22 protein-coding genes and 1 pseudogene are annotated in these 25,521 nt (G+C 55.2%); 7 read left to right on the plus strand and 16 right to left on the minus strand.

Features of this window, described 5'->3' with window-relative positions:
* The 9 genes from PKO02S_RS22910 to leuC form a co-directional block, all read right to left on the minus strand.
* Window positions 1–1,584: dynamin family protein (locus PKO02S_RS22910; RefSeq protein ID WP_174819948.1), on the minus strand; the 1,584-nt coding region annotated here is incomplete at its 3' end.
* Between the two features lie 251 nt (window positions 1,585–1,835).
* Window positions 1,836–2,108: an NAD/NADP transhydrogenase alpha subunit gene (locus PKO02S_RS22915; protein WP_127586553.1), complete on the minus strand. Its 273-nt coding sequence runs from the start codon at window positions 2,106–2,108 to the stop codon at window positions 1,836–1,838.
* A gap of 25 nt (window positions 2,109–2,133) precedes the next feature.
* Window positions 2,134–2,799: an endonuclease III gene (gene nth / locus PKO02S_RS22920; protein WP_127586555.1), complete on the minus strand. Its 666-nt coding sequence runs from the start codon at window positions 2,797–2,799 to the stop codon at window positions 2,134–2,136.
* Between the two features lie 188 nt (window positions 2,800–2,987).
* Entirely contained in the window at window positions 2,988–5,741 is a 2,754-nt protein-coding gene (locus tag PKO02S_RS22925) for an S-layer homology domain-containing protein (protein WP_127586557.1), read from the minus strand.
* 17 nt (window positions 5,742–5,758) lie between these two features.
* Window positions 5,759–6,313, minus strand: coding sequence for a GerMN domain-containing protein (locus PKO02S_RS22930; RefSeq protein ID WP_127586559.1), 555 nt, complete (start codon window positions 6,311–6,313; stop codon window positions 5,759–5,761).
* 21 nt (window positions 6,314–6,334) lie between these two features.
* Window positions 6,335–8,107 (minus strand): N-acetylmuramoyl-L-alanine amidase family protein, encoded by a 1,773-nt coding sequence (locus PKO02S_RS33695; RefSeq protein ID WP_127586561.1) that lies wholly within the window; start codon window positions 8,105–8,107, stop codon window positions 6,335–6,337.
* A gap of 267 nt (window positions 8,108–8,374) precedes the next feature.
* Window positions 8,375–9,352, minus strand: coding sequence for a Gfo/Idh/MocA family protein (locus PKO02S_RS22940; RefSeq protein ID WP_127586562.1), 978 nt, complete (start codon window positions 9,350–9,352; stop codon window positions 8,375–8,377).
* A 112-nt stretch (window positions 9,353–9,464) separates the two neighbouring features.
* The gene (gene leuD, locus PKO02S_RS22945; RefSeq protein ID WP_127586564.1) at window positions 9,465–10,067 is read right to left on the minus strand and encodes a 3-isopropylmalate dehydratase small subunit; all 603 of its coding nucleotides are present in this window, start codon (window positions 10,065–10,067) and stop codon (window positions 9,465–9,467) included.
* Between the two features lie 26 nt (window positions 10,068–10,093).
* The gene (leuC, locus tag PKO02S_RS22950) at window positions 10,094–11,515 is read right to left on the minus strand and encodes a 3-isopropylmalate dehydratase large subunit (protein ID WP_127586566.1); all 1,422 of its coding nucleotides are present in this window, start codon (window positions 11,513–11,515) and stop codon (window positions 10,094–10,096) included.
* Between the two features lie 131 nt (window positions 11,516–11,646).
* Here leuC and PKO02S_RS22955 point away from each other — a divergent pair, with 131 nt between their 5' ends.
* Together PKO02S_RS22955 and PKO02S_RS22960 are read left to right on the plus strand one after the other, a co-directional pair.
* Entirely contained in the window at window positions 11,647–12,570 is a 924-nt protein-coding gene (locus PKO02S_RS22955) for a LysR family transcriptional regulator (RefSeq protein ID WP_127586568.1), read from the plus strand.
* Window positions 12,567–13,346, plus strand: a complete 780-nt coding sequence (locus PKO02S_RS22960) for an MBL fold metallo-hydrolase (protein ID WP_127586570.1) — start codon at window positions 12,567–12,569, stop codon at window positions 13,344–13,346. The genes PKO02S_RS22955 and PKO02S_RS22960 overlap by 4 nt, the downstream gene beginning before the upstream one ends.
* 47 nt (window positions 13,347–13,393) lie before the next feature.
* Here the strand turns inward: PKO02S_RS22960 and mgsA are convergent, their stop codons facing one another.
* The 4 genes from mgsA to PKO02S_RS22980 form a co-directional block, all read right to left on the minus strand.
* Window positions 13,394–13,825, minus strand: a complete 432-nt coding sequence (gene mgsA / locus PKO02S_RS22965; protein ID WP_127586572.1) for a methylglyoxal synthase — start codon at window positions 13,823–13,825, stop codon at window positions 13,394–13,396.
* Window positions 13,826–14,048: 223 nt separating this feature from the next.
* Complete coding sequence (locus PKO02S_RS22970) at window positions 14,049–14,831, minus strand: amidohydrolase family protein (RefSeq protein WP_127586574.1); 783 nt, start codon at window positions 14,829–14,831, stop codon at window positions 14,049–14,051.
* 40 nt (window positions 14,832–14,871) lie between these two features.
* Window positions 14,872–16,119: an aspartate aminotransferase family protein gene (locus PKO02S_RS22975; RefSeq protein WP_164821619.1), complete on the minus strand. Its 1,248-nt coding sequence runs from the start codon at window positions 16,117–16,119 to the stop codon at window positions 14,872–14,874.
* Window positions 16,120–16,288: 169 nt separating this feature from the next.
* The gene (locus PKO02S_RS22980) at window positions 16,289–17,098 is read right to left on the minus strand and encodes a carbon-nitrogen family hydrolase (RefSeq protein WP_127586578.1); all 810 of its coding nucleotides are present in this window, start codon (window positions 17,096–17,098) and stop codon (window positions 16,289–16,291) included.
* Between the two features lie 135 nt (window positions 17,099–17,233).
* Between PKO02S_RS22980 and PKO02S_RS22985 the strand changes: the two genes are divergently transcribed.
* The gene (locus PKO02S_RS22985; RefSeq protein WP_127586580.1) at window positions 17,234–18,454 is read left to right on the plus strand and encodes a pyridoxal phosphate-dependent aminotransferase; all 1,221 of its coding nucleotides are present in this window, start codon (window positions 17,234–17,236) and stop codon (window positions 18,452–18,454) included.
* Window positions 18,455–18,642: 188 nt separating this feature from the next.
* Here PKO02S_RS22985 and PKO02S_RS22990 read toward each other — a convergent pair whose 3' ends face one another.
* The 3 genes and pseudogenes from PKO02S_RS22990 to PKO02S_RS33960 form a co-directional block, all read right to left on the minus strand.
* Window positions 18,643–19,500 (minus strand): phytanoyl-CoA dioxygenase family protein, encoded by an 858-nt coding sequence (locus PKO02S_RS22990; RefSeq protein WP_164821620.1) that lies wholly within the window; start codon window positions 19,498–19,500, stop codon window positions 18,643–18,645.
* A gap of 11 nt (window positions 19,501–19,511) precedes the next feature.
* On the minus strand, window positions 19,512–20,243 hold the full coding sequence (locus tag PKO02S_RS33415) for a hypothetical protein (protein WP_246067217.1): 732 nt from the start codon (window positions 20,241–20,243) through the stop codon (window positions 19,512–19,514).
* A gap of 102 nt (window positions 20,244–20,345) precedes the next feature.
* A pseudogene (locus PKO02S_RS33960) lies at window positions 20,346–20,945 on the minus strand (hypothetical protein); the annotation flags it as partial.
* A gap of 512 nt (window positions 20,946–21,457) precedes the next feature.
* Between PKO02S_RS33960 and PKO02S_RS23000 the strand changes: the two are divergent.
* The 4 genes from PKO02S_RS23000 (at window position 21,458) to proC (ending at window position 25,516) form a co-directional block, all read left to right on the plus strand.
* A complete protein-coding gene (locus PKO02S_RS23000; protein WP_127586585.1) occupies window positions 21,458–21,841 on the plus strand; it encodes a VOC family protein in 384 nt (127 codons plus the stop codon).
* Window positions 21,842–22,188: 347 nt separating this feature from the next.
* Window positions 22,189–23,319 (plus strand): glutamate 5-kinase, encoded by a 1,131-nt coding sequence (gene proB / locus PKO02S_RS23005; protein ID WP_127586587.1) that lies wholly within the window; start codon window positions 22,189–22,191, stop codon window positions 23,317–23,319.
* Complete coding sequence (locus tag PKO02S_RS23010) at window positions 23,316–24,563, plus strand: glutamate-5-semialdehyde dehydrogenase (RefSeq protein WP_127586588.1); 1,248 nt, start codon at window positions 23,316–23,318, stop codon at window positions 24,561–24,563. The genes proB and PKO02S_RS23010 overlap by 4 nt, the downstream gene beginning before the upstream one ends.
* 65 nt (window positions 24,564–24,628) lie before the next feature.
* Entirely contained in the window at window positions 24,629–25,516 is an 888-nt protein-coding gene (gene proC, locus PKO02S_RS23015) for a pyrroline-5-carboxylate reductase (RefSeq protein ID WP_127586591.1), read from the plus strand.
* The last annotated feature ends 5 nt before the right edge of the window (window positions 25,517–25,521 follow it).

Raw genomic sequence — 25,521 nt, forward strand, 5'->3', positions numbered from 1 at the left:
CGCGGCGAGCTCGGCCGCGTAGGCGGCCTCGCTCGCCTCAAGCGCCTGCAGGCGGCGGTACGCGCCAAGCCGCGCCTCAAGCGCGGCCAGCTGCGCCGCCAGCGCCTGCGCAGCGGCGGCGCCTTCCGCCGCGGCACGTGCGCCTAGCGCCTCGGCGAGGGCGAACGCCTCGCGGCGGAACAGCGAGCGCGCATCCGCGGCGAGCTGGCGCGAGTAGTTCAGCGTGTATTCCCCGCTGAACGAGGCGCCGGCCTGCACCTGCGCGGCCAACCAAGCGGCTCCGAGCGAGCCGGCAGCCTGCTCCAGCGTCGCGTCGAGCTCCGCGACAGCGACAACCCCCGCGTACCGCTCCGACTCGCGGACGAGCAGCTGGCGCAAGTGCCAGACGATATGCGTCTGCACTTGCTCCTTGAAATTCGCGGCGAACGCCTCTAGCCGCGTCTCCACTTCCTTCGCGTTGGCCGCTGCCCGCGCGAAGAACCCTACCTTGAAGCCGGGTTTCCGGCTCTGCAAGTACTCGTGAGCCAAATCCCGCATCACAGCCGGCGTAATCGGCGCATTCTCGAGCAGATGGACGATCTCTTTCTTCAGCTGGGTCGTGTACTCCTCCGCCAGCGTCAACTGCTTCTTCCGCTCCGCCTCCAGCTCGAGCACCTGCTCTAGCATGACCGGCAGCTCATCTTCATCCATCGCCTCGCGAAGCGACTGCTTCTCGTCTTCGCTGCGCTCGCGCACCCAAGCGACATGCTCGCCGCTCAGATGACGCGCCGACTGGGTCATACTCAATGAACGAAGCGGCTCCGACAATCCGATCAGCTCGCCTATGAGCCGTTCGAGCTTCGGCCATTCGTTCAGCGGATGCTGCTGCAACTTAACAGAAGTATACAGAATGCCATCCGGCTGTATATGCCAGTTCTCGAACGCATGCTTCACGCTTAAACGATATTCCTCGAATGACAGCTCGCGATCACGATGCTTGTCGATCTGGTTCACGATCAAGTACAGCGGCTTTCCCCATTCCTTGAGCCGTTTGCAGAATGCGAAGTTCACTTCCGACTGCACATGGTTGTAGTCCATTACATAGAACACAACATCCGCCATATGCAGCGCAGATTCCGTCGCCATCATGTGAGCCGAATCCGTCGAGTCGATGCCCGGCGTATCGAGCAGCGCCGCCCGACCGCCCAGCAGTGGAATCGGATATCGAATTTCAACCGATGCAATGTCGGTCCCATTTTTGCAATAAGCATCCAATTGATCCAGAGGAATGCCGACCGGTTCCCCGCCGGTTATCGGCATTATAATCGCTCCCGCCTCGCCGCTGGCGATCGTGACGACGTTCGCGCTGGTCGGAATCGGACTGGAAGGCAGCAGCTGGTGGCCGCATAATTTGTTGATCAAGCTGGATTTCCCCGCAGAGAAGTGACCGCAAAAAGCGATCCGCAGCAAAGCGTCGGACGCTTTCGACTCGAGCTCCCCCATTTTGCCGGCGTGCTTCCGGTCCCCTTCCTTCAGCATTTGTTCCCGAACCGAGGCGATCGCGCTCACAGCCATCGTCTCCCGGCTTTCGTGCAATGCATTCATGACTCATTCTCCCCGTAGCAACTTGAGGCTACCGATGCACATGATGTGAAACGGCCGTTCCAAGCGAAAAAGGACCCCTCTGCTCAAACATCTTGTTTGAACCTTTTTGATTCAATTAGTAAATTAGCGGTCAAAGGTTCAAGCCAAAACTCGCCGGGGTCCTCTTTTTCGCTCTCCACTCCAGCATTTCAGTTAGCCTCGATATCCTCAGATGTCGAATTCAAAAGAAAAAAACCGAATTTCTCCGGTTTCTAGTGTAACACATTTTCTTTTTCAGGGATAAAAATTTCGAATACTTCGCCGTGCTGCAAAATGGTGATGTTCTTGTTGCGATCCTTCATTACGACCACTTCGGGCCTCGCCTTCATCCGGTCCAAGTAGTTCTCGGGCACATCTGCGGATTCGTAAATCATCACGCCTTCCACTTCGGCTTCCTCGTCCGCGCCAAGCGGGGTGTTGAGCACTTTCTCGAAAATATCGGAAAACAGCTCAAAATCACTCGTATAAACTGCGATGCATTTCATAGTCATCTGTCCTCTCTCTAATCCTTCATTCCTTAGATTTCCTTTTTTTCGGCGTTTTCATACATTGTTTGCCTTCCGGGCACGAATCGAGCAGCGGACAAACCGGGCATTGCGGGTTCTGGGCTTTGCAATGGTAGCGGCCAAAAAAGATCAGCCGATGATGCGTAATCGTCCATTCCTCGCGCGGCACTTGCTTCATCAGCTTCTGTTCGACCTGCAGCACCGAATCGTCGGCATCGGCCAATCCAAGCCGCTTCGACACGCGCTCTACATGCGTATCTACCGCGATTGCCGGAACGCCGAAAGCGTTCGACATGACGACGTTCGCCGTCTTGCGGCCTACGCCCGGCAACTCAACCAGCTGCTCGTGCTTCTCGGGGATTTCCCCGTCATGGCGTTCCAGAACAAGGGCGCACAACGCCTGGATGTTCTTGGCTTTGTTGCGAAACAGGCCGATTCGGCGAATGTCTTGCTCCAATTCCTCCAGCGGGACAGCCAAATAATCGGCGGGCGACTTATACTTTTGAAAAAGCGTGGCGGTTACTTTGTTCACGGTTTCGTCGGTGCATTGCGCGGAGAGCAGGACAGCGATCGTCAGCTCGAACGGATTCGAATGGGTCAGCTCGCAGTGAGCGTCCGGAAACATGCCGGCTATCGTATCCAAGATGTGTCGAACTTTCTTCGCGGTCATGTGCGGCTCCTCTCTCCAACGGGTACAGGGAGATAGCCCTGTTGTGATTCAGTTTAACGAAACTGGACAGGCGGTTCAAGGGCTCATCTCGATCAATTTCGACAGTTTTGCGAAAAAAGTCACAATTTTGCCATATAGGCGCTCCAGTAAAAAACCGGCATGCTGCGAGCACACCGGCCGTCCTTGCGTTACCTGGAAATCTCAACGATTTTGTCGCCGAAGAAATAAATTTGCACCAAATCGTTGTCGAGCAGGAAGCTTGGGCTGATCACTTCGTTGCCTTGATGCACATATGCCTTTTCATGCAGCCTGTACGTGTTCGTATCTCCCAAAGTCCGAAGCTTGAACGTGATGATTTTATCCGTTATGTTGTACGTGCTGAACGCTCTCGTCTGGCCGAGCAGGATGGCGAACGAAGTTTTCGCTTGAGATGTAGTCGCCACCTGCACGCGATCGTTTACTTTGAGCGCACTTAGCGAGGTATACACGTTTCCTTCGCTCTTCACTGTAACCTGGGTCCCGACCTCTACGACATGCGTCTGAAGCGCATAGTCCGTAATCGTCACTTTGCCTGCGGCTGTATCGATGGCCGTCACGATCCCGCGGACCGGATTCAACAGATGAACCGCTTCAAGCGATTTGCCGATGTAATTGAACTCCACCCACTCATCCAGAGGGATGTTCGCGGACGTGAGCGACGACTGCCCTTCGCGAACAATCGGGATGCCGTTCAGCGGATAAGTTGCCGTGATCGTATCGGATTCCCTCACCGTAATCGTGTTGTTCGTCGAATCCTTGGATTGCGTATGCACGATCAGCGACTCGCGCACTTGGATGGTAGTGATCAAGTCCTGAGTCCCGTTAAACACGACTCGGACCGAATCGCCGACTCTCACATCCGCGAGCGCAGACGACGACTTGCTGGCCAGTTCGACCAACGGGTTCGAAATGTACTTGTACGTATAAGTCAAATTATTAGCGCCTTTGATCGTCAACTCGCCGGCTGCCGCGTTGATCTGTGCAACAGTGCCTTCCTGACGGGAAACGATCTGGATCGATAGCAGCTTCGAATCGGAATCGGAGACGGACAAGTTCACTTTTTTGCCTTTGGTGAAAATGTTCGCGAAGCTCTCTATCGGAATTTCGGTCTGGTCGTACAAAATCTTCGTCTTGGAGGTCAGCTCGTATACAGCCAGCTTGCCGGCTTCATCCCGCAAGTTGATCGTTTTCTCCGTCGCATCATAGCTGATGATCGTCGACATGGAGAAAGCTTTCACGCTTGTCGCCGTCACGATCACACGCGCTATGACACCGCCGTTAATCTCCAGCTTCACATCGTCGCCGATATTCAGATCCTTCACGGTGGCGTACGCATTGCCTTCCATCACAACCTGCGTACTAGGAGAGAAAGTGTACGACGCTAGCGCGGAGCCCGCTTTTTGCATGGTCAAAAACGACTTTGAAGTATCGATTGCCAAAATTTTCCCATGATCGCGCAGCTCGATGAGCTGCTTCACGACCGTTACGACAACGGCTTTGCCGTTTTTGATCTCCAGCTGAACCGTGTCGCCTGCATACAGCCCGGCCGGATCGAAAGGTTTGTCGCCCATAACGACCGTCGTAGCTGAGGTGACCGGATAAGTCTCCTCCAGCCCGGTGACTGCTTCCTTCACTTTAATCGTCATCGTTTTCGTGTCAAGGGCTACATAAGCCCCGAACACCGTTTTGTTAACCGGCACTTGCTTCACAAAGATTTGTGAAATTTTTGCATTCTGGATGCCGGCATTTTTCTTCAGCTCAATCACGGAATCCGGAAGCAAGCTGCCCAGACTGACACCGCCGCCGTTTTTGTCAAAGATCGCTACGTTCGAAGCAAGTCCGTACGTACTCTCCATGCCTTCCGCCTCGATCGTTACCGTTAATTCGTTCATATTCACACTGACCAATGTGCCGGTGATCGTCTGCATCTGAACTTCGTCGTTCAGGATATCGGCGTAATAGCCTACGTTTCCATCCAGTACGATGTACACTTCGGAATACAGCTTGATGTCGCTGGCTGCTATCCGTCGGCCGTCCTCGCCTTTGCCGAATACCGATGCAGTAGGGTACATCTGAATTTGCTTCGATTCGCCGTTTTTCTCTACCGTCCAAACGCTGCCTTCGACCTTCGTCACGATGCCGGAGTACACGCGCGTTGAGCGCTTAACCAAATATTTCTCGGCCCGGCTCAGGAATGTCGCCATCTGGGCACGCGTGACGCTGCCGGCCGGCTTGAAGGTGTTGTCCTCGAAGCCGTATACAAGCTGCAGCGACACCGCTGCATTGATATAGCCTAGCGAGTTGGCTGAGATCTTGGCAGCGTCGGCGAACGACGAAGCGCCGGTCGAAGTAGCAGCCAAATCTCGTTTGCCGATGGCGCGTACGATAATTTTGGCTACCCATTCACGAGTGGCACTGCGAGTGGCCCAATTAGCAACAGAGAAAGCCGCCTCCTCGCTCATGGAAATTAAACCTTTTTCAATTGCCATTGCTACATAAGCACGGGCATCGTCTCGCGTATCTGTCCATGGGAAAACACTGGTCGACCTGGAGTTAAGCGCCTCCTCCTCCAACCCCATCATCCGAATCGCCATGATCAGCACATCCTGCTGGCTCACTTCACTTTCCGGCCTATAGCCGGTTTCATCGCCTTGTACCACACCGAGTGTCGACAGCTTCAGAATGTGCTTAGAGGCCCAGTGTGACGCAGAAACGTCCGGGAACGACAGCTTGATGTTCGATCCGCCCCCGCCTGTGTTCGTTGTGCTCGTGGTAGTGCTGGTGCCCGTCCCTGCTCCCGTGCCGGGCAATGTTTCGGCAAACGCCGTCGAAGTGAGCATCATGGTCGTAATGATCGATCCGGTTACAGCTAATTTCACTTTGCGATGAATAGGGTTGTTCATTCCGTGCTCTCCTCTGTTTATCGTTTAATCGGATGCGGCAAATCCATATGGCCCATAAGTGTCTCGGCCTTCTTCCCGTCGACGAGCAGCTCGATCGACTGGACTTCGCTGAACTGGAACATCGTCTTCTTCAGCGCATCCAGCAGCAAAGCCTCTCCCGGCGCCCCCAGCCGTCCTTGATCGGAGATCGTTACATTCGCGGTCAGCAGGCCGTTCGCCAATGCCGCCGACTGTACGTTCACTCCCTTGAACAGCGAGACGGATGCCGTGTCCGGAGCGGTCTGCAGCTGCTGGAACGCCTTGCGATATTTGTCCGCATCCGCTTCATAGGTAATCGTGGCTTCTTTCTCCACTAGCTTGGTTATTTCCGGATCGGCATAATAGGCTTTCACTTTCAGCTGCTTGGGTGATGGAGCCGGCGATACCGTCTGCGACGCAGTCGCCGTTGGCGTTGGGCTCGGCGTTGTCGAAGGGGTAGCGGCAGGTGTCGGCTTGGAACCGCATCCCGTTGCGCTAATGGCTAGCAGCAGTAGGGCGGGAATGGCAGTTCTTCGTATCGTCTTGTTCAACATCGGCTTCACACTCCTAAACACTTATTCTCCGAACAAATATTTCTTCACCGAGGCCGCAATGGCGGCAGCCAATCGGTTCTGATAATCTTCGGAGTACAGCCTGGCTTCGTCCTCCTTATTGGACAAATATCCCGATTCTATGAGTACGGCCGGCATCGTCGTCTCTCGGATGACCTTGAAGTTTCCGATTCGGACACCGCGGTCGTTGATCCCTGTGGCGGCGATCATCTGTCCGTGAACCAAGTTCGCGAATGCGAGACTGTCCGGACGATAGTAATACGTCTCCAGTCCGTTCACGCTAGGATTGGAAAATTTGTTGGCATGGATCGAGATGAACAGATCCGCCCCTAGCTTGTTCGCTTCATCGACACGCGTCTCCAGATCCGGATATACGTCTTCGGTCCGGGATTCCACTACTTGCAGATCGGGAATTTGCTTCAACAGCGCCGCCAGCTTCGCTTCGGTAGCCAGGGTGAATTCTTTCTCGTGTCGATTGCTTAGCGACAGCGCTCCGGGATCCGAACCGCCGTGTCCGGCGTCGATGTACACCTTGAACCGTTTCACGACCGGCTGGAGCTTAATCGTATTCGTCGCCTTGTCTTCTGTCAGCTTGTAATCGGTTTTCTGCTTCATATCCAGGACGATCCTCACTTCCGCGGGATTGTCCGTTCGCTGGGAATAGCGGACTTTCTGCACATAAGGATGTTTGACCGCGAACTCGCCTGACCTAGGCATCAAGTCGACGATTGTGGAGCCCGCCAGCACAACGCCCGGCAGATCGATAATAATGCGCTCCGGATCGGACAGTGTAGACAGCTTCGGTGTTACCGGTTTCGTGGTCTGGATCGTCAATACTTCTCCCGTGAAATCAAGACGGCTCAATGTCAAAAGCGCTGGATTGGTTGGCGGCTTCGTACTGGCGCCAGGTCCGCTACTGCCCGAACTGCCGATAGAGCCGGTTCCGGAACCGTTGTTCGAACCCGTATTCGTGCCGGTTGAACCTGTTCCTGTTGAACCGGTTCCTATTGAACCTGATCCTGTTGAACCTGTTCCTGCTGAACCGGCTCCTGTCGAGCCGTTGCCGATATTGTTACCTGTAGTAGTGCCGGCATTGCCGTTCGTATCGCCAGGCTTGGAAGGGCCTGTCCCATCAGGCTTCGGCGGACTTGTGCCGTCCGGCTTCGAAGAACCTGTACCGTCCGGCTTGCTTGGACCGGTGCCGTCCGGTTTAGTTGGACCGGTGCCGTCCGGCTTCTGGGGAGTCGTTCCCGTTCCACCGTTCGTTGAACCGGATTGAGTCCCGTTCGTACCGGGATCGGGATCCGATCCGTTGCCGGAAGAAGCGGATTCTTCCTTGTGCGAGAAGAGCGAGACGGAATACGACAAGTTGTCCCAGCTGACCTTGAGCCCGAGACGTTCGCTAATAAATCGGACGGGGACGAGCGTATTGTCGTCGACGATGACCGGTGGCGCCTCCAGCTTCTCGGACACGCCATTGAAGCTCACGACGGGATTGTCGATCTGGAGCTCGATGACGGACTTGCCTTGTTTAACTTGGATGCGCTGACCATCGGGGATCCATTTAACATCGGCTCCTAGATTTTCCGAAATGATGCGCAATGGGACGATCGTAATGTCGTTGACGATACGAGGCGCGACTTCCGGGTTCAGCTTGGCTCCGTTCAAGTACAGCTGAACGGCGTTCGGAACGCTCGCAGCCTCTGTCCGGGCGGGCAGCAGGAAGGCAATCACAATGAGCAGCAAGAGCGGCGGGAGTGCTTTCAGAATCTTCATGGTTCACCTCTAGCAATCTATCGTTTTTGGCCTTCGCCCTGCGAGTCTCTCCCGGCAACAATAGCTTTATTCTACCAAATTTCATTGCCAAAAGACACTATCCGTGCAAAGCAGACAACCCATTATACGCCATAATTTGGCTAAAAGTTGCGATAAAATACAAAAAACTCTATCATGACCGACGAGGCGGCATAATAGAGCGGTTTTACGCGAATTTTCGCTAGTTTTGAAGAGAAATGCGACGGAGTTGAAACAAAATGTATCCAATCATTTCCCTGCCGTTAACGCATCCATTACCCGGCTTGTTCGAACAGCCGTCACTCCGGTGCTCTCGCAGACGCCTTTGCCCAATAAATCGTTCACGATCGTCTGGATGAGCGGTTGTTGAATATGAGCCGGAGCGTCGAACGGGTACTCCACCACACCTTGCTCCGTTGTCAGCCTGACAGGCTCATGGCCGAACGTCGAGAATGTGAGCTTCCCCTTCGAGCCGATAATTTCGTTCACTTCCCGGTTCTCATAGGCGCAGAAACACCACTGGCCGACTCCCTGCGCGCCCGATTCGAACGAATAGGAGCCGGACACGGTATCTTCCACTTCGTAGCCTCCGCCCAAATTGGCTTTTCGACCGGATACATCCCGGATCGGCCCCAGCAGGAAGTCGAGCACATCTAGCGTGTGGCTGGCGAGGTCGATGAAGTGCCCGCCTCCCGAAATCTCGGGATTCAATCGCCATGGAAGTACGCCCGTCTGTTCCGTGAGCTTCTTCGAATGCAGCGTCGTCACGAGCCGCACGTCTCCGATCGCGCCCTCCGCCAGCAACCGCCGGATATGCAAAAATCGAGGCAATGCTCGACGATAGTAAGCCACGAATAGCGGAACCCCAGCCGCACGGCAGCTCTCGATCATACGCTCGCACTCGGAGGCGTTCATCGCCATCGGCTTTTCCACATAGACCGGCTTGCCCGCTTCCGCCGCATCGATCACATACCTCATATGACTCTCAGGTGGAGTAGCAACGTAAACGGCGTCCACTTCGGGATCCTCGATCAGTTGTCTAGCGTCGTCATACCAGCGCGGAACATTATGACGACGTGCATAATCTTCCGCCAGCTCCTTATTCCGGCGCATGACCGCTAGCAATTCCGAGCCATCCGCTTTCTGGAAGCCCGGTCCGCTTTTTACTTCCGTTACATTGCCGCAGCCTATGATTCCCCAACGTATGTTCGAACGAGAAGCTTCCATTGTGCCACCAACGCTCCCTCGATTCATAATATTGTTCCACAATCAGATACAAGAAACGCCTGCAGCAACAGCTGTAGGCGTCCTCTCCCCTAAGTACTAAAAATGCGGTTCATTAAATCCCTAATTTAGCGGCATGTTTGGCTTCATAAGCAGCGATCGCATCTTCATGCTGCATCGTCAAGCCGATGTCGTCAAGACCGAGCAACAGGAACTGACGGCGATGCTCGTCGAGGTCGAACGAAATTTCCAGTCCGAAGTCGTCGGAGAGCTTCTTGTTCTCCAGATCGACGCTTAATTGGTACCCAACGTTAGCTGCTGTGCGCTGGAACAAGTCTTCCACTTGCTCTTCCGACAGCTTGATCGGCAGGATGCCGTTCTTGAAGCAGTTGTTGTAGAAAATGTCGGCGAACGTAGGCGCGATGATGACCTTGAAGCCGTAGTCTTGGATCGCCCATGGCGCATGCTCGCGGGAAGAACCGCAGCCGAAGTTCACGCGGGAAATCAAGACGGAGGCGCCTTGGTAACGCGGTTTGTTCAGATCGAAGTTAGGGTTGACGTTGCCCTGCTCGTCGAATCTCCATTCGAAGAACAGGAACTGGCCGAAGCCGGAACGTTCGATCCGCTTCAGGAATTGTTTGGGAATAATGGCGTCGGTGTCTACGTTGACGCGGTCAACCGGTCCGACGATGCCTGTATGCTGCTTGAATGCTTCCATCGTTAGGTTCTCCTCTCAGCCGTATCCTAAACGCCGGCTTCCACTTTGAATTTCCAATCGCGCACATCGACGAAATGCCCTTCGATCGCTGCGGCTGCAGCCATGGCTGGAGATACGAGATGCGTACGTCCGCCGCGGCCTTGTCGGCCTTCGAAGTTCCGGTTCGATGTGGAGGCGCAGCGCTCGCCCGGGCTCAGCACGTCCGGATTCATCGCCAGACACATGCTGCAGCCCGCGTCGCGCCATTCGAAGCCCGCCTCGGAGAAGATTTTGTCGAGTCCTTCCTTCTCCGCTTGGAGCTTGACGCGGCCGGAGCCCGGTACGACGATCGCATTCACATGCGATGCGACTTGATAGCCTTTGGCAACGGCAGCGGCGGCGCGCAAGTCTTCGATCCGGCCGTTCGTGCAAGAGCCGATGAAGACGCGGTCGACTTTCAATTCAGTCATCGGTGTCCCGGGAACGAGACCCATGTATTCGATCGCCTTCTCGGCGGCTTTGCGCTCATTCTCTGTAGGGAACTCGCTAGGAACCGGTACAAGCGCCGTAACGTCCGTACCCATGCCCGGGCTAGTGCCCCAAGTGACTTGCGGGATCAACGAAGCGGCATCGAACTCTACGACCCAGTCGAAAGTCGCGCCTTCGTCGGTCGCGAGCTTCTTCCATTCGGCGACGGCAGCGTCGAACGCTTCGCCTTGCGGTACATAATCGCGGCCGCGCAAATATTCGAACGTCGTCTCATCGGGAGCGATCAAACCTGCGCGAGCGCCACCTTCAATCGACATGTTGCAGACGGTCATGCGCTCTTCCATCGTCAGTTTGCGAATCGCATCGCCCGTGTACTCGATAACGTAGCCGGTAGCGAAATCCGTGCCGTATTTGCCGATGATGCCGAGGATCAAGTCCTTCGCCGTAATGCCCGGCTTCAGATCGCCGACCACGCGCACTTCAAGCGTCTTCGCCTTGGACTGCTGCAAGCATTGGGTCGCGAGGACATGCTCCACTTCGCTCGTGCCGATCCCGAAAGCCAGCGCGCCGAATGCACCGTGAGTGGATGTGTGGCTGTCGCCGCATACGATCGTCTTGCCCGGATGGGTCAAGCCGACTTCAGGACCCATGACGTGTACAACGCCCTGGTCCACGTGGTTCAAGTCGAACAGCATGACGCCGAAATCGGCGCAGTTTTTGGACAGCGTGTCGATCTGCTGCTTGGAGATCGGATCCGCGATGTTGAATCGATCCTTAGTAGGCACGTTGTGGTCCATCGTAGCGAACGTCAGCCCCGGACGGCGAACCTTGCGGTTCGTCAAACGCAGCCCTTCGAAGGCTTGAGGCGATGTAACCTCGTGAACCAAATGAAGATCGATATAGATGATGCTTGGTTTGCCTTCTTCTTGAGTAATGACGTGATTATCCCAAATTTTCTCAAACAACGTTTTTTTCGACATATTCTCACCTCGTCCGTTCTATTGGTTCGATCATAGCATGGACTCCTTGATTGTTCCACTATATAATATCTATAAGCATCATAGGTATCGCCTATAAACGTACGATTAAACTTACAATAGGAGCATCCTTCATGGAACTTCGCCAATTGCAATATGCAATTCAAATCGCTGCCGAGAAAAATTTTTCGCGTGCCGCCGAGAAGCTTCATATCGCGCAACCGTCATTGAGCCAGCAGTTGTCCAAGCTTGAGAAGGAAATCGGCGTGCTTCTGTTCCACCGCAATACGAATGCCGTAGAGCTGACGCATGCCGGCGCTCTGTTCATCGAGAAGGCGCAGAAGGTGATCGACATGATGGAGCAGATCAAACAGGAAATGGACGATATTTCCCATACGCGCAAAGGCCGCCTCACGGTTGGAACGCTGCCGATGACCGGATCCCATATTTTGCCGCTGGTCTTGCCGGTTTTCCAGTCGCGCTTTCCCGAAATCGAGGTCGTCCTGGTGGAGGATTCCACACTGAAACTCGAGCAATTGACTGCGAACGGGCAAACCGACCTTAGCCTGCTGACGCTGCCTCTATTCGACGATGCGCTGTCTTATCAGCCGTTGATCGACGAAGAAATTATATTGGCGATGCCGCCGCAGCATCCGCTCACGTTGCAGCCGGGGCTGCTGGACATGAAGCAGCTGGAGCACGAGCCGTTCATCGTTTTGAAAAAAGGGCAGGGCTTCCGGCAAATTGCGCTCGATCTATGCAACCAGGCCGGCTTCTCGCCGAACATCGTCTTCGAGAGCACCAATATCGAAACCGTGCAGTCCCTTGTCGCCGCCGGCATGGGAATTGCCTTCGTCCCCAGCATGTTCGCCCGCCGCCAATGGAGCGATTTGTCGCCTAAATACGCTCAACTAACGGCCCGACCGACTCGGACGCTTGTCATCTCGTATCGGAAAGGCCGCTACTTGTCCAAAGCCGCGGAAGCGTTCATCTCCACGATCATGCCGCTTCTGCAGCAATATCAAGAAACCAACATCGCAGGGAGATTTCCATCATGAGTCCTTCCACTCTAACCTTTCTGGGCACGGGCGATTCTATCGGCGTCCCTCGTGTATATTGCGATTGCGAAGTATGTACCGAGGCTCGTTCGACGGGCGTCAACCGGCGGTACCGCTCCTCCGCGCTGCTAACGGGCGACGAAGGCCAACGGCTGCTCATCGATTGCGGACCGGATTGGCTCGATCAGATGCGCCTAATGGAGTTGCGTCAATTAGACCATGCTCTGATCACTCACGCTCATCACGACCATATTGCGGGATTGCCGGAATGGGCGGATGCTTGCAGGTGGACGGGTCTGAAAGGCAACGTCTATGCACCGGCCGATGTGTTCGTCACGGTTCGCAGCCAATACCCTTGGCTCGAGCGGCATCTTCGCTTCCACAACAACGATGCCGGCTGCAGGTTCGGCGAGTGGTCGATTTTCCCGACGCCGGTCAACCATGGCCGCAACGGGATGTCTTATGCGTATGTATTCGAGAAAACAGGCTACCGATGGGCCTATTGTTCGGATGCGATTCTGTTGTCGGAGCAACAAAAAGAGCCGCTGAAGCGGCTTGATCTTTTAGTATTAGGGACGAATTATTACAAGGAGAATGCCGAACCCGGCTCGCGCTCCGTCTACGATATGACGGAAGGGGTCCAACTGATGGAGGAACTGCTTCCGGGGCGCGTCGTTTTTACGCATATGTCGCACGGGGTCGATGGACGGAACCGGTATGAGTTGCCGGAACGAGTCTCCCTCGCGTTTCACGGACTCAGCATCTCGCTGCTCTAAATCGAATTCTTAGAGGCTTAGATCAAGGCGCGCGGTGCTGTTGCCCGCTATCCCTCGGTACCGCTTCGTTTGTAGCTTTTGTACTTATGCACCACTTCCCGCCATCCCAAGTCACCGCGATCGAGCGATTTGACCAGCATCTCTGCTGTGGCGATGTTCGTGGCTACCGGTACGGATTGGACGTCGCAGAGCCGCAACAGAGCCGTGACATCGGGCTCGTGGGCAAGGGCGATCAACGGATCGCGAAGGAAAATGACCATGTCAATCTCATTCTGAGCGACGAGCGCACCGATTTGTTGATCTCCGCCCAGCGGACCGGATTTCAACCGATACACATGCAGGCCGGCCTCATCCGTCAGCTTATTCCCCGTCGTACCGGTCGCGAATACCGTGTGCTTCTCGAAAACCGCCTTGTATGCGATGACAAAGTTGACGAGCTCTTCCTTCTTCACATCATGCGCAATCAACGCCACGTTCATCTGAATCGCTCCCTCCATAATTTTTGAGATGTAAGAATTAATAACATCAAATAAGCTACATTTCTCATTATATAGAGGTTTATAGACTAAATCAATACAGGTATGTTATGTTTCATTACATGTAAGCGCTATAAATGATTGATTTATATATAAAGACAATTTTATGTCATATAATTTGACGCCGACATATAGGAAGCCGGTCCCGAGAGGAACCGGCTTCGGCTTATTTCGCCGTTTGCGGCTGGTTGCTGCGCTCCAGCACACGTGCGTTTTCTCCCATAATCTTGTGTTTCACTTCCGGATCAACATGCGCCATATCCACGAGTAAGCGAGAGCTTCTCAACGCGAACAACGGATGGTTGGACCCGTACAGCATTCTTTCGACGGGAAACGTCTGAATGATATCTTCGATGATCAGCACTCGGTCCTTCAACCCGGAAACATCGAAGTAAACACGCGGATGAGCGACTATCGCCTCCTTAATAGCCTCCAGCTCGGCAATCCGAGTCGTGAGCAGCACGATCGTCAAATCCGGCTGGCTCACGATCAATTGCCTGACCGCATCAATTGGGACTTGAATTTGGCGGACCAAATAGTCCAGCCGTTCGTCATCCATCCGTTTGGTCAAAAACAGCGGCAGTCCATGCTTAACCAGCACCCGACAAAGGTTAGCCATCGGCTTCCCGTTCAAATCGAACGGATGATAGCTCGGGTAGACGCGAACGCCGTGAATATCGAACCGCCGCAAGCCTTCCTCTATGTCCCGCTCCCAACCCGGAAGCTCGGGATTGACCGTCAATACATGCTTGTATTCGGTCCCTCCGATCGATTCGTGAAGCTCCTCGTCCCCTTCGAAAGGGTCATTGTAGAAAACGCTGTTCAGCGAAGCGACGTAGCCTCCGCTGATGTCGTTCATTTGATGCACCTTACGCAAATCCTCCAGCGTGTTTTTGCGGACGAGCCGAAACGGCCATTGCCCAAGCAGCGCATTCACGTCCATATACATGCAGGTCCCCCCATCGATGTCCGGTCCTCATTCACCCATTTTATAAGTTGTGGCAAGCTTGCTCCAGTCGCTCCAACGTTTCTGCAATATCGGCATCCTTGTGACTAAAGTTAACATAGGAAACGCTGTACAAGGAGACGCCATTCGCATACGCCTGCCGCATAAATCTCGAGACGATGTCCGCCTCTGCACCCGCTTTTGCCGTGAAGGCCGGACAAGTCCAGAAGCCTTTCAGCTCGATCGGCACACCCAATCGGTCGAACACACGATTCATGCCGCCCCACAGTGCTTCGCCTTGTTTCCACAGATGGCCGACAACGTTTTGCTCCTTGTATACTTGGAGCGTTGCTTTGGAAGCCGCCAGAGACAATGTTTCGCCTCCGAACGTGGAAGAAATGACCGTACCGCCTCGGTCGCAAGCCGCCATCACTTCCTTCCTGCCCACATAAGCGGAAATCGGCATACCGTTCGCCATACCTTTGCTGAATACAGCCATGTCAGGCGTTACACCGAAATGCTGCTGTATGCCGCCAAGCGCTACGCGGAAGCCGGTGACGATCTCGTCGTACATGAGCAAAGCTCCATGTTTGCGCGTCAACTCGCGGACTGCCGGATAAAACGTCGCCCCATGCTCCATTCCTGCATAATCGGCGGCGATCAGCACGGCGGCCACTTGACCGGAGTGCGCCTCCAGCACTTCCTCCATCGCCTTCAAATCGTTCCAAGGAACAACATGATGAAGCCCGGTAACGGCTGAAGGCACACCTTTAATGGAGGAACCCGATGCACGCTGTCCAGGAAGCATCTGCACGCCGGAGCCGAGCGCATTGACCCAGCCGTTGTAACCGACTTGGATAATATGGTCGCGGCCCGTGTATGCTCTTGCGATCCGAATCGCTGCGGCAAGCGCCTCGCCGCCGGTCTTCAAGAACCGTGCCTGCTCCGCGCAAGGGATCAGCTCGCACAGCAGCTCGGCTACCTCGGCTTCCAGCGGATGCGGCTGACCGAAAACGATACCGTTCGAGAGCTGCTCCTTGATCGCCTCATCCACTTCAGGGAATTGATAGCCAAGCGTAATAGGCCCTAGCCCGTTGCGGTAGTCGATAAAGCTGCGGCCATCCGCATCCCATACGCGGCAGCCTTTCCCCTTAACGATAACCGCCGGCTCCTCCGGCATCATGGAAGGCGCCTTTGAGCAAGTGCTCGACCCCCAAGGAATGTGCTCATTTAATCGTTCGTGCCATTGCATGTTAGAACTGGTCGTTTGCTGCGATTGCGATGCGCTCATCATTCCCCTTCTCCCCTCGGATATTGTCTACATTTAAATACAAGTGCGAAACAGGTTATGTGCTTTCCTCTCCATTCAAACACAGGCAGGCTCGCTTGACAAGAGTTAATCTAGGAAAATGAAAAACCCGCCCGAAGAGGCGGATCTCAGGGCAGGCATGTTGAAATTATTAACAATAAAGCTCGGGACGGCGATCCTTAAACACCGGGATACGCCCTCTCACCGAATCGACCAGCTCCAGATCGAGCTCTGCCGTCAAGATGCATTCGCTCTCGTCGCCTTCGGCCATCACTTCTCCCCAAGGATCGATAATCAAGGAATGCCCGAAGAAATCCGTCGTACCGCTTCGCCCTACACGGTTGCAAGCCACGACATACATTTGGTTCTCGATCGCCCGCGCCATGAGCAACGTCCGCCAATGATGCAGCCGCGGATGCGGCCACTCTGCCGGCACGAACAATACTTTGGCGCCATTCAGCGCCAGCTTGCGGGTCAACTCCGGGAAACGGATGTCGTAGCAGATCATTGCCCCTACCTGAACGTCGTCTATCGTCAGCTCGCCTAATGTGTCGCCCGCTTTCAAGTGCTTCTCCTCGTCCATAAGTCGGAAGAGATGGATTTTCGAATAAGTGCCGTTCACGTCCCCTTGTCTATCAAAAGCGTAAATCGTATTGCGCACATCATCGTCGGTACGTTCGGCAATCGATCCGGCAATGATGTGAACGCCGTGCTCCCGGCTGAACTCGCCGATCATCGTCTTCGTCCGCTCCCCCTGTAGGTCCGCCAGCTGTTGGATACGGTCCAGGGCGTAGCCGGTGTTCCACATTTCAGGGCAGATGATGACATCCGGCTTAGGCTCGACTTGGACGGCTTGTTGGAGCAGTTCGCTCAAACGTTCGAAATTGCGGTCCGGCTCTCCGATGGCAATGTCCATTTGCAGAACGGAGACGCGCATGGTGGAATTGGCAGTGGCAGTCATCGATACAGCTCCTCGGTACTTTATTTCTTCCTATCTTAGTCGATCGCGGCATTCAGGACAACTGATCCGATTGGAAATCGGGCACGTTCGAAGTATAATCAAGCTAATACATAATAAGCGGAGTGAGAGAAAAAGATGCCCTATCCATCGAATACAACATCAAACCCGACCCCGATCCAGCCGATCCGCGTTCAACCTGCTGAACGGATGCTGCAGCTGCCGGAGCAGTTTTTCGCCTCTATGGTCAGCAAAGTGACGTCCCGCATCGCACAAGGCCATGATGTGATCAACCTGGGCCAAGGCAATCCGGACCAACCTACCCCGCCTCATATCGTGGCAGCCATGCAAGAGGCGTCGGCGAATCCCGTCTACCACAAGTATCCGCCGTTCAACGGATACCGGTTTCTGAAGGAAGCCGTGGCCGAACGATACAAGCAAGATTACGGCGTGGACTTGGATCCGGACAGCGAGGTTGCCATCCTGTTCGGTGGCAAAACCGGACTGATCGAAATCAGTCAATGTTTGCTGAATCCAGGCGATGTATGTCTTGTGCCAGATCCGGGCTACCCGGACTATTGGTCGGGCGTCGCGCTTGCCGGAGCTGAAATGGTGTTCATGCCGCTGCGCGAGTCGAACGCGTTCCTGCCGGATTACAGCGAACTGAAGCCGGACGAGCTGAACCGGGCGAAGCTGATGTTCATCAACTACCCGAATAACCCTACAGGCGCTACGGCTCCCGCTTCCTTTTATGAAGAAACGATTCGTTTCGCAGCTCAGTACGGCATCGCGGTCGCCAGCGACTTCGCCTATGGCGCGATCGGCTATGACGGCGAGCCGCCGATCAGCTTCCTGCAGCTTCCCGGCGCCAAGGAAGTCGGCATCGAGTTTTATACGCTGTCGAAGACGTACAACATGGCCGGCTGGCGTGTCGGCTTCGCGCTCGGCAACGCCGAGATCGTCCGCCTGATTAACCTGATCCAGGACCATTATTATTGCAGCCTGTTCGGCGGCATTCAGGTCGCGGCGGCGACGGCTTTGACCGGTCCGCAAGACTGTGTGCGCGACCTAGTGGCAATGTACGAGCGGCGACGCAATACATTCTACGGAGCGCTGCGCGAGATCGGCTGGGAGGCGAAGCCGTCCCAGGGGTCGTTCTTCGCTTGGCTGCCCGTCCCTGCGGGATACACCTCCGCCTCGCTCGCGGATTTGCTGCTGGAGCAGGCCAATGTAATGGTGGCGCCAGGCATCGGCTTCGGCGAGAACGGCGAAGGTTATGTCCGGATCGGCCTGCTGTCGAACGAGGAGCGGCTGCGGGAAGCAGTGACTCGAATCGGTCGGCTGAACTTGTTCAAGTAGCGGCCGCCATCAGCGTGTCCATTCCTGACTTCCGTAAGACGGAAGAAGTATGATTGCACGCGAAAAATCGCATCCGAGTGAGCGCCAGTTCGCTCAGCTACTAGAAAATTAATGGAGGTGGTGTCAGCTACTGATACCACCTCCATTGGTACATTGTAATGCATATTTTCCTCTTCCATCGGGTATTGTCAGTTTCCTGCCGACTCCTTGCTTGTACGCCAAAAATCTCGATACGCATCTATAAATTGCGTGAAATAAGCAACAGCCCGCAGAGATAATCCATCGAGTGCCCCCGGCCCTTCCAACCAGGGTTGATTGGAATAGTAATCGTAGGTTTTCATGTCAAGCGGTGTATAAGTTAGCATTAACGTCCTTCTCGGGATCTCCTTGTGATAACGTCCACGGTGTAATCCGTTCGGATTGAAAATTACGGCATCTCCGGCCTTCAGAGGCACTCGGAGGGCATTCGGCATACCATCCTCGTCATTATGGGTTTTATTATCGGACAGTCTTATATACCGTTCCTCCGGTGAATCGTATCGATTGCCGGAATAAGGTACGTACTCAACATCGTCGTTATCGATAAGGGCAATTTGAAACTGTAAGCCCAGCACGATTTTTTCCTTCCACTGTTTGCTTAACATTTCCTGCTCTTCCTGCTCATCTTTCGTGACGAATTGCGAATCACGGTGCCAATTGCCGTTCTTACTGCCGAAACGCTGATTTACAAAATAAGACGTTGAGCGAAATAAGGACGGACCGGCAAATATTTGTTCAACAGGACCGAGGCAACGGGGATCGGCGATCGTTTCCATGATTGTCTTATAGTGTTCTCTCCCTTCCCGATGCCAACGGGTGTCATTCAGATGACGGAAGGAATTAAAGTCGATATTCGGATTTAGCCGGTCATGCTCTTCCGTGAACTGCTCCAGGACATAATTGCATGCGGCCCGAAGTCTGGAGAGCTCCTCTCCTTTGAACACTTGAGGGAAAAAGATGTAGCCTTCCTCAAAGAATTGATCGTATGCCGATTTTGATTGCAGCACTATTACTCCTCCTATGAATTGTATTTGGTTTCTTCCTCATTCATTTCGCTTGTTTTTAGTTCATGAAGCAGGCTATTGGCCGCTTCGACCAACAGTTGTGCAGCATCCGGACTAAAAGGACTATATTCCACTTCAAAGGGGGACTGAGGTAAATAAACGTCCGGAGTTGGAATGTAAACGGAATTTCCAGCCAAATAGGCAGCGAACATGGTATGGGGAAAAAGGGAGTTTCGCTTCACTTCTACACCGATTTCGCAATAGGGTTCGTTTCCCATTGCCAGAATCGCAACAGGGCCGATACGAATCGCATGAATCGGGACGAATTGATGGGAAGTTTCCCGGTATCTGTGCAATTGATTGACATATATCGTCAATCGATCCATTTGTTGGCGTTTCTTGATAACCGCTTCTCCCTCTTCCTTCCCGCCTCGATCCAGCAGCTCTTGCAGCTCTGCACGACAGTTGACCAGCTTTTCTTCCGAACTCTCCAACTTGTTGGAGAAAGGATTTCGATAAGGGAGACTGACCGTACGGCTAATAAAACGCAATTTGTCAGACTCCTGCGCGATCGGTTCATCGATATACTGTGTTAACGGTGCGCCTGACTCGATAATCTCATGCAGTTTTTTGCGTGTCGGGCTTGTGCTTAACGACAGAAACACCTTGGATGCTTCCAAACCAAGCAAATTCCCCAATCTTTCGGCAATCTTGACGTCGCCTGTAAAGCCTTCGATCGGCCCCATATTTCCCGCGGCTCCTTGAAGAAACAAGCAGGTCGCTCCGGTTAACTGCTCAACCGTACGCTTCGTGCTTCCCGGGTAATCGGGACTGATCAGCTTGTTTGCCGGTCCCAGTACGGTCGGATGGCAGGCATAATTGACAACGCATACAAACGGTCTGCCGTCAAGTCGGTCCATGCGAATAACAGCTACCTCTTGATCTCGGAATCCATCCGGATTTGGACCGGTGACGATTCGGCCGCTATCAAGGGGAAGATCGCGATTGACGCCGATCTCGGATATGCCGTTACCGGCGGCGATACGGACCGGGGTCATGTTCAACGAAGCATATCTGGCGGCGCCTGCCGCCAATCCGGGTACGGATGCGAAATAGCTCCTTACCCGCTTTTCTCCGGCGCCTGAATAAGATGCATATGTAACCGGTCCGGCATGATTATGTGTACAAAATGGAAGTACTCTAGCGGCATCCATTCCTGTCGATTCAGCAACAGCATCGCATATCATTGCGCCTTGCTCGTCCGAGAGGAGACAAAAATCGAAATCCAAGAGCGCAATCCGTTCTTCCCCTTCGGCCAGAATCAATACAGTCACCCATAAATCCTGATGCAATCCGTCAGGAAATATATGCTTCTGTGCGACAAACATCCCATTGGGTGTATCCAGCGGAGGCGTAATACAGGCCCTGCCTACACCTGCCATCAGCATGCGATCATTCCTCCTTTCCCTTTAAGAACATTTTACCAGTCAGCTACAGCGCCATCTTCATGCCAATAATGAGATGCAGGAACAATCGCTTGCCCAGATTCGTTCCCGAACAGAAACTTGTAAACGGGATGTAAAGGTGTTTCGTTATGTATACGATACACCGTTTTTTGTAATATTGTAAATTTTCTAATTATTTAGTATACCACCATTTCCACCGCTTACATTGGGCATAACTCCCTTATTGTCGCTCAGTCATACAAAAACGACAAAGTTCGAAACATTCGAACATGCGAACCATTGCTCTTGGCTAATGATTGGCAACTGACAGCCCCTATAGCGGTCTTCCACCGCCTAGCTACGCGTCATGCGTGGCGCACATCGAGAAAAAAATCGTCCGCATGGACGGTTCTTTGCGTAATGGGGGCTTTTCCAACCAAACTATGTTACAATATTCTCACATAACGAAACTAAGTTTTATTAGATGAAACAAATTATCGAACTAGGAGGCTCTCATGACCCATTCGATTTTCACCTATACCGGCATCGATCACGTACAAATTGCCGCCCCTCCCGGCTGTGAGCCAGAGGCGCGGGCTTTTTACGGCGGCATATTGATGTGGGAGGAGCTGCCCAAGCCGGAGCCGCTTCGCGGGCGGGGCGGGATCTGGTTCCAATGCGGCGCGCACCAAGTCCATATAGGTGTCCAGAAGGATTTTGTTCCGGCGACCAAAGCGCATCCGGCTTTCCTATTGAGCGGACTCGATCGCCTGAGGGAGTATCTGACCGCGCACCGGGTCCCGATCGTCGAGGACGATGCCCGAGCCGAAGAAGGCGTGAACCGATTTTTCCTTCACGACCCTTTCGGCAACCGGTTGGAGTTCATGGAGAAGGGCTAACGAATCCTTTACAACCCCGGCGCGCCGTGCTATCCTATAAGGAAATTGATGCAAAGTGCAAACGTATAGACGGGACTAGTAGATCAGCTCCGGAGCGTCAGAGAGTAAATTTCCTGGCTGCGAAAATTTACCGCTCCCCCTGACCGAACCCACCCCCGAACGGCCGGCGAAGAGTCGGACAGCTGTCCCTCTGTTACAGGGAATCGCAAGAAGGATGATATTGATTCATCGCTCTCATTTGGCGTGAATGGATACATCGAATTAAGGTGGTACCGCGGAAGCCCAGACTTTCGTCCTTAGCAGGACGGGAGTCTTTTTTTGTAGATTGCCAGGAGGAGTGAGGACTCATGAATCGCCGCATCGTGGTCAAAATCGGCAGCAGCTCGCTGACTTCAGACGAAGGCGGGCTGAACCGCGACAAAATCGAATACTTCGCCGCCGAGCTGGCCGCTCTCCGCGAGCTGGGCCATCAAGTTCTGCTCGTGACGTCCGGAGCGGTCGCCGCCGGATTCCGCCGCATCGGCTATCCGAAACGCCCCAAGCTCGTGCACGAGAAGCAAGCGTCCGCCGCCGTCGGCCAAGCGCTTCTCATGCAATGCTACAACGAGGCGTTTCACCGCCACGGGCATGCGGTCGCGCAAATTTTATTGACGCGCTCGGACTTCTCCAACCGCAAACGTATCGACAACGCCCTGAGGACACTTGAGGAATTGATCGGGCATGGCGTCATCCCGATTATCAATGAGAACGATACGGTCGCTGTCGACGAGCTCGAGTTCAAGTTCGGCGACAACGACAAGCTGTCCGCGCTCGTCGCGAATCTGGTGAAGGCCGACCGGCTGGTCATCGTCACCGACACGGACGGCCTCTATACCGACGATCCTCGCAAAAACGCGGACGCTCGCCGCATCGAGCGGGTCGGCGTCATCAGCGACGAGCTGTTCGCGATGGCCGGCGGCTCGGGCTCGTCGGTCGGCACCGGCGGCATGCGCTCGAAAATCGAAGCGGCGCGCATCGCGGTCCGCGGCGGCGTCCCGGTCTTCGTCGGCCGGGCCGTCGAGCCGGGCGACTTGCCTCTCGCGGTGCGCGAGTCGGGCAAAGGCACATATTTCGAGACGAGCCTCCACTCGCTCTCGACGAAGAAGCAGTGGATCGGCTTCCACTCGCTCCCGCAAGGCCGCGCGATCGTCGACGCCGGCGCGGAGAAGGCGCTGGTCGCCGGCGGACGCAGCCTGCTGCCGGCCGGCGTTGTCGAGGTTCAGGGCGACTTCTTGCCTGGCGATGTCATCGAGGTTGTCGGCGCAGCGGGAAACACATTAGGTCGAGGCGTCGTCAATTACGCCTCTTGGCAGCTTCGAGCCGCCGCCGGTTTATCTTCCGAGGAAGTACAGAAGCGCCTCGAGGTAAATCGGATTGAAGTAATTCACCGCGACGAATGGATAACGTTGGAGCTTAGTATGGAGGGGAACGAACGATGAGTGAAGTAAGAACGAAAGCGGCGGCGGCCAAGTCCTCCGCAGGCAAGATGGCCGGGTTAACGACGGCCCAGAAAAACGAAGCGTTGCTGCTCATGGCGGACGCCTTGCTGGCCGATGCCGAGGCGATCATCGCGGCGAACGCGATCGATCTGCAGCGAGGCCGCGACAATGGCACAAGCGCCTCCCTGCTCGACCGGCTGGCGCTGAACGAGAAGCGCATCGCGGCGATCGCGGACGGCCTGCGCCAAGTGGCGGAGCTGCCGGATCCGGTCGGCGCCCTGCTGGAGCAGTTCGAGCGGCCGAACGGCCTGCTCGTCCGCAAGTGGGCCGTGCCGCTCGGCGTCATCGGCATGATCTACGAAGCGCGGCCGAACGTGACCGTGGACGCGGCCGGGCTTTGCTTGAAGACGGGCAACGCCGTCGTCCTGCGAGGCGGCTCCGCCGCCCTCGAGTCGAACCGCCGCATCGTGCAAGCGATGCACGGAGCGCTCGCGCGCTCGGCGATGCCGCCTGAGGCGCTGCAGCTGATCGAGAGCTCCGATCGCTCGTCCGTCGACGAAATGCTGAAGCTGAACGGCTTGCTCGACGTTATCATTCCGCGCGGCGGTCATTCGCTCATTCAGAACGTCGTGCAGAACGCAACCGTTCCGGTCATCGAAACCGGCGAAGGCGTCTGCCACACATACGTCGACTCCAGCGCGATCCCAGCGATGGCCGCCTCCATCGCGATCAATGCGAAGGTGCAGCGCCCCTCGGTCTGCAACGCCATGGAGACGCTGCTGCTGCACCGCGACTTCGCGGCACGCGAATGGCCGTCGCTCGCGGACCAGCTTCGCGGCCTCGGCGTGGAGCTGCGCGGCTGCGACGCCGCACGCGAGCTCACGCCCTGGATCAACGAGGCGAACGAGGAAGACTGGGGCAAGGAGTACGGCGATCTGATCCTTTCCGTGAAGGTCGTCAGCGGTATTGAGGAAGCGCTAGACCATATCCGCCGTTACGGAACGCTTCATTCGGAGTGCATCGTAACCGAAGACAGCCCATCCGCCAAGAGGTTCCTCGCGGAAGTCGACGCCGCCGCCGTGTACCACAACGCCTCCACCCGTTTCACGGACGGCTTCGAATTCGGCTTCGGCGCCGAGATCGGCATCAGCACGCAGAAGCTGCATGCGCGCGGACCGATGGGCCTGCCTGCTCTCACCTCGACCAAGTATACGATCGAAGGCAGCGGCCAAGTGCGCGGCTAATTTGAATAAGACTGCTCACTAAGGTACGATAATAACGATCCCTTAAGATATCGGAGGAACTAGACATGCACAGCGAAACGATCGGTGTCCATGCCCTGGCCGAGTGCCAGATCTGCTTCATCGGCGCTGGCTCGATGGCGGAAGCGATCTTCCGCGGACTGATCGGCCGCAACATCGTGGACGCGGCGCGAATTCAAGTCGTCAATCGACAAGACAACGAGAAGCTGCTCCGGCTGCAAGAAACATACGGCGTCTCGACTTCGGAGCGCCAGGCGGACAAAGACCGCTTCATTCGCGAAGCTGACATCGTCGTGCTTGCGATGAAGCCCAAGGACGCGGGCAGCGGCATCGCCGCCATCCGGCCATTATTGAGAGAAAACCAGCTGATCGTGTCGGTCGTCGCCGGCCTCTCCATCTCGACGATCGAGAGCCTGCTCGACGGAACATTCCCGATCGTCCGCACGATGCCCAACACCTCCAGCACGATCGGACTCGGCGCAGCGGGGGTCAGCTTCTCCCCTGCCGTCACGCCGGAGCAGCGGGAGATGGGGCTCGAGCTGTTCCGCGCCGTCGGCGAAGCCGTCGAAGTGGAGGAGCCGCTGATGGAGATCGTCACCGGCGTATCAGGCAGCGGGCCGGCCTACATTTATTACATGATGGAAGCGATGATCGCCGCCGGCGTGCGCGACGGCTTGTCGCCGGAGACGGCTCGGCAGCTGACGATCCAAACCGTGCTTGGAGCGGCCGAGATGGTACGCGTCACGGGCGAGGATCCGGCGGACCTGCGCCGCAAGGTAACGTCTCCGAACGGAGCTACGCAGGCAGCGCTCCAGAAGATGGACGAGTACCGGTTTACGGAAGGCGTCATGAATGCCGTTCGCCGTTCCGCCGAACGCTCCCGCGAGATGGGAGACGATATCGCGGCGCAATACGCACCAGGCAAAGAAAGCTGAGGATT

It is taken from the genome of Paenibacillus koleovorans NBRC 103111 (assembly GCF_004000845.1).
Lineage (GTDB): Bacteria > Bacillota > Bacilli > Paenibacillales > NBRC-103111 > Paenibacillus_AA > Paenibacillus_AA koleovorans.

Coding starts and splice junctions, on each gene's coding strand:
- proC (WP_127586591.1), top strand. CDS start 24,629: ATGCACAGCGAAACGATCGGTGTCCATGCCCTGGCCGAGTGCCAGATC.
- PKO02S_RS22960 (WP_127586570.1), top strand. CDS start 12,567: ATGAGTCCTTCCACTCTAACCTTTCTGGGCACGGGCGATTCTATCGGC.
- PKO02S_RS22970 (WP_127586574.1), bottom strand. CDS start 14,831: ATGTATATGGACGTGAATGCGCTGCTTGGGCAATGGCCGTTTCGGCTC.
- PKO02S_RS22975 (WP_164821619.1), bottom strand. CDS start 16,119: ATGAGCGCATCGCAATCGCAGCAAACGACCAGTTCTAACATGCAATGG.
- leuC (WP_127586566.1), bottom strand. CDS start 11,515: ATGTCGAAAAAAACGTTGTTTGAGAAAATTTGGGATAATCACGTCATT.
- proB (WP_127586587.1), top strand. CDS start 22,189: ATGAATCGCCGCATCGTGGTCAAAATCGGCAGCAGCTCGCTGACTTCA.
- PKO02S_RS22955 (WP_127586568.1), top strand. CDS start 11,647: ATGGAACTTCGCCAATTGCAATATGCAATTCAAATCGCTGCCGAGAAA.
- PKO02S_RS22925 (WP_127586557.1), bottom strand. CDS start 5,741: ATGAACAACCCTATTCATCGCAAAGTGAAATTAGCTGTAACCGGATCG.
- PKO02S_RS33415 (WP_246067217.1), bottom strand. CDS start 20,243: ATGGGGCCGATCGAAGGCTTTACAGGCGACGTCAAGATTGCCGAAAGA.
- leuD (WP_127586564.1), bottom strand. CDS start 10,067: ATGGAAGCATTCAAGCAGCATACAGGCATCGTCGGACCGGTTGACCGC.
- nth (WP_127586555.1), bottom strand. CDS start 2,799: ATGACCGCGAAGAAAGTTCGACACATCTTGGATACGATAGCCGGCATG.
- PKO02S_RS22985 (WP_127586580.1), top strand. CDS start 17,234: ATGCCCTATCCATCGAATACAACATCAAACCCGACCCCGATCCAGCCG.
- PKO02S_RS23010 (WP_127586588.1), top strand. CDS start 23,316: ATGAGTGAAGTAAGAACGAAAGCGGCGGCGGCCAAGTCCTCCGCAGGC.
- PKO02S_RS33695 (WP_127586561.1), bottom strand. CDS start 8,107: ATGAAGATTCTGAAAGCACTCCCGCCGCTCTTGCTGCTCATTGTGATT.
- PKO02S_RS22980 (WP_127586578.1), bottom strand. CDS start 17,098: ATGACTGCCACTGCCAATTCCACCATGCGCGTCTCCGTTCTGCAAATG.
- PKO02S_RS22915 (WP_127586553.1), bottom strand. CDS start 2,108: ATGAAATGCATCGCAGTTTATACGAGTGATTTTGAGCTGTTTTCCGAT.
- PKO02S_RS22940 (WP_127586562.1), bottom strand. CDS start 9,352: ATGGAAGCTTCTCGTTCGAACATACGTTGGGGAATCATAGGCTGCGGC.
- mgsA (WP_127586572.1), bottom strand. CDS start 13,825: ATGAACGTGGCGTTGATTGCGCATGATGTGAAGAAGGAAGAGCTCGTC.
- PKO02S_RS23000 (WP_127586585.1), top strand. CDS start 21,458: ATGACCCATTCGATTTTCACCTATACCGGCATCGATCACGTACAAATT.
- PKO02S_RS22930 (WP_127586559.1), bottom strand. CDS start 6,313: ATGTTGAACAAGACGATACGAAGAACTGCCATTCCCGCCCTACTGCTG.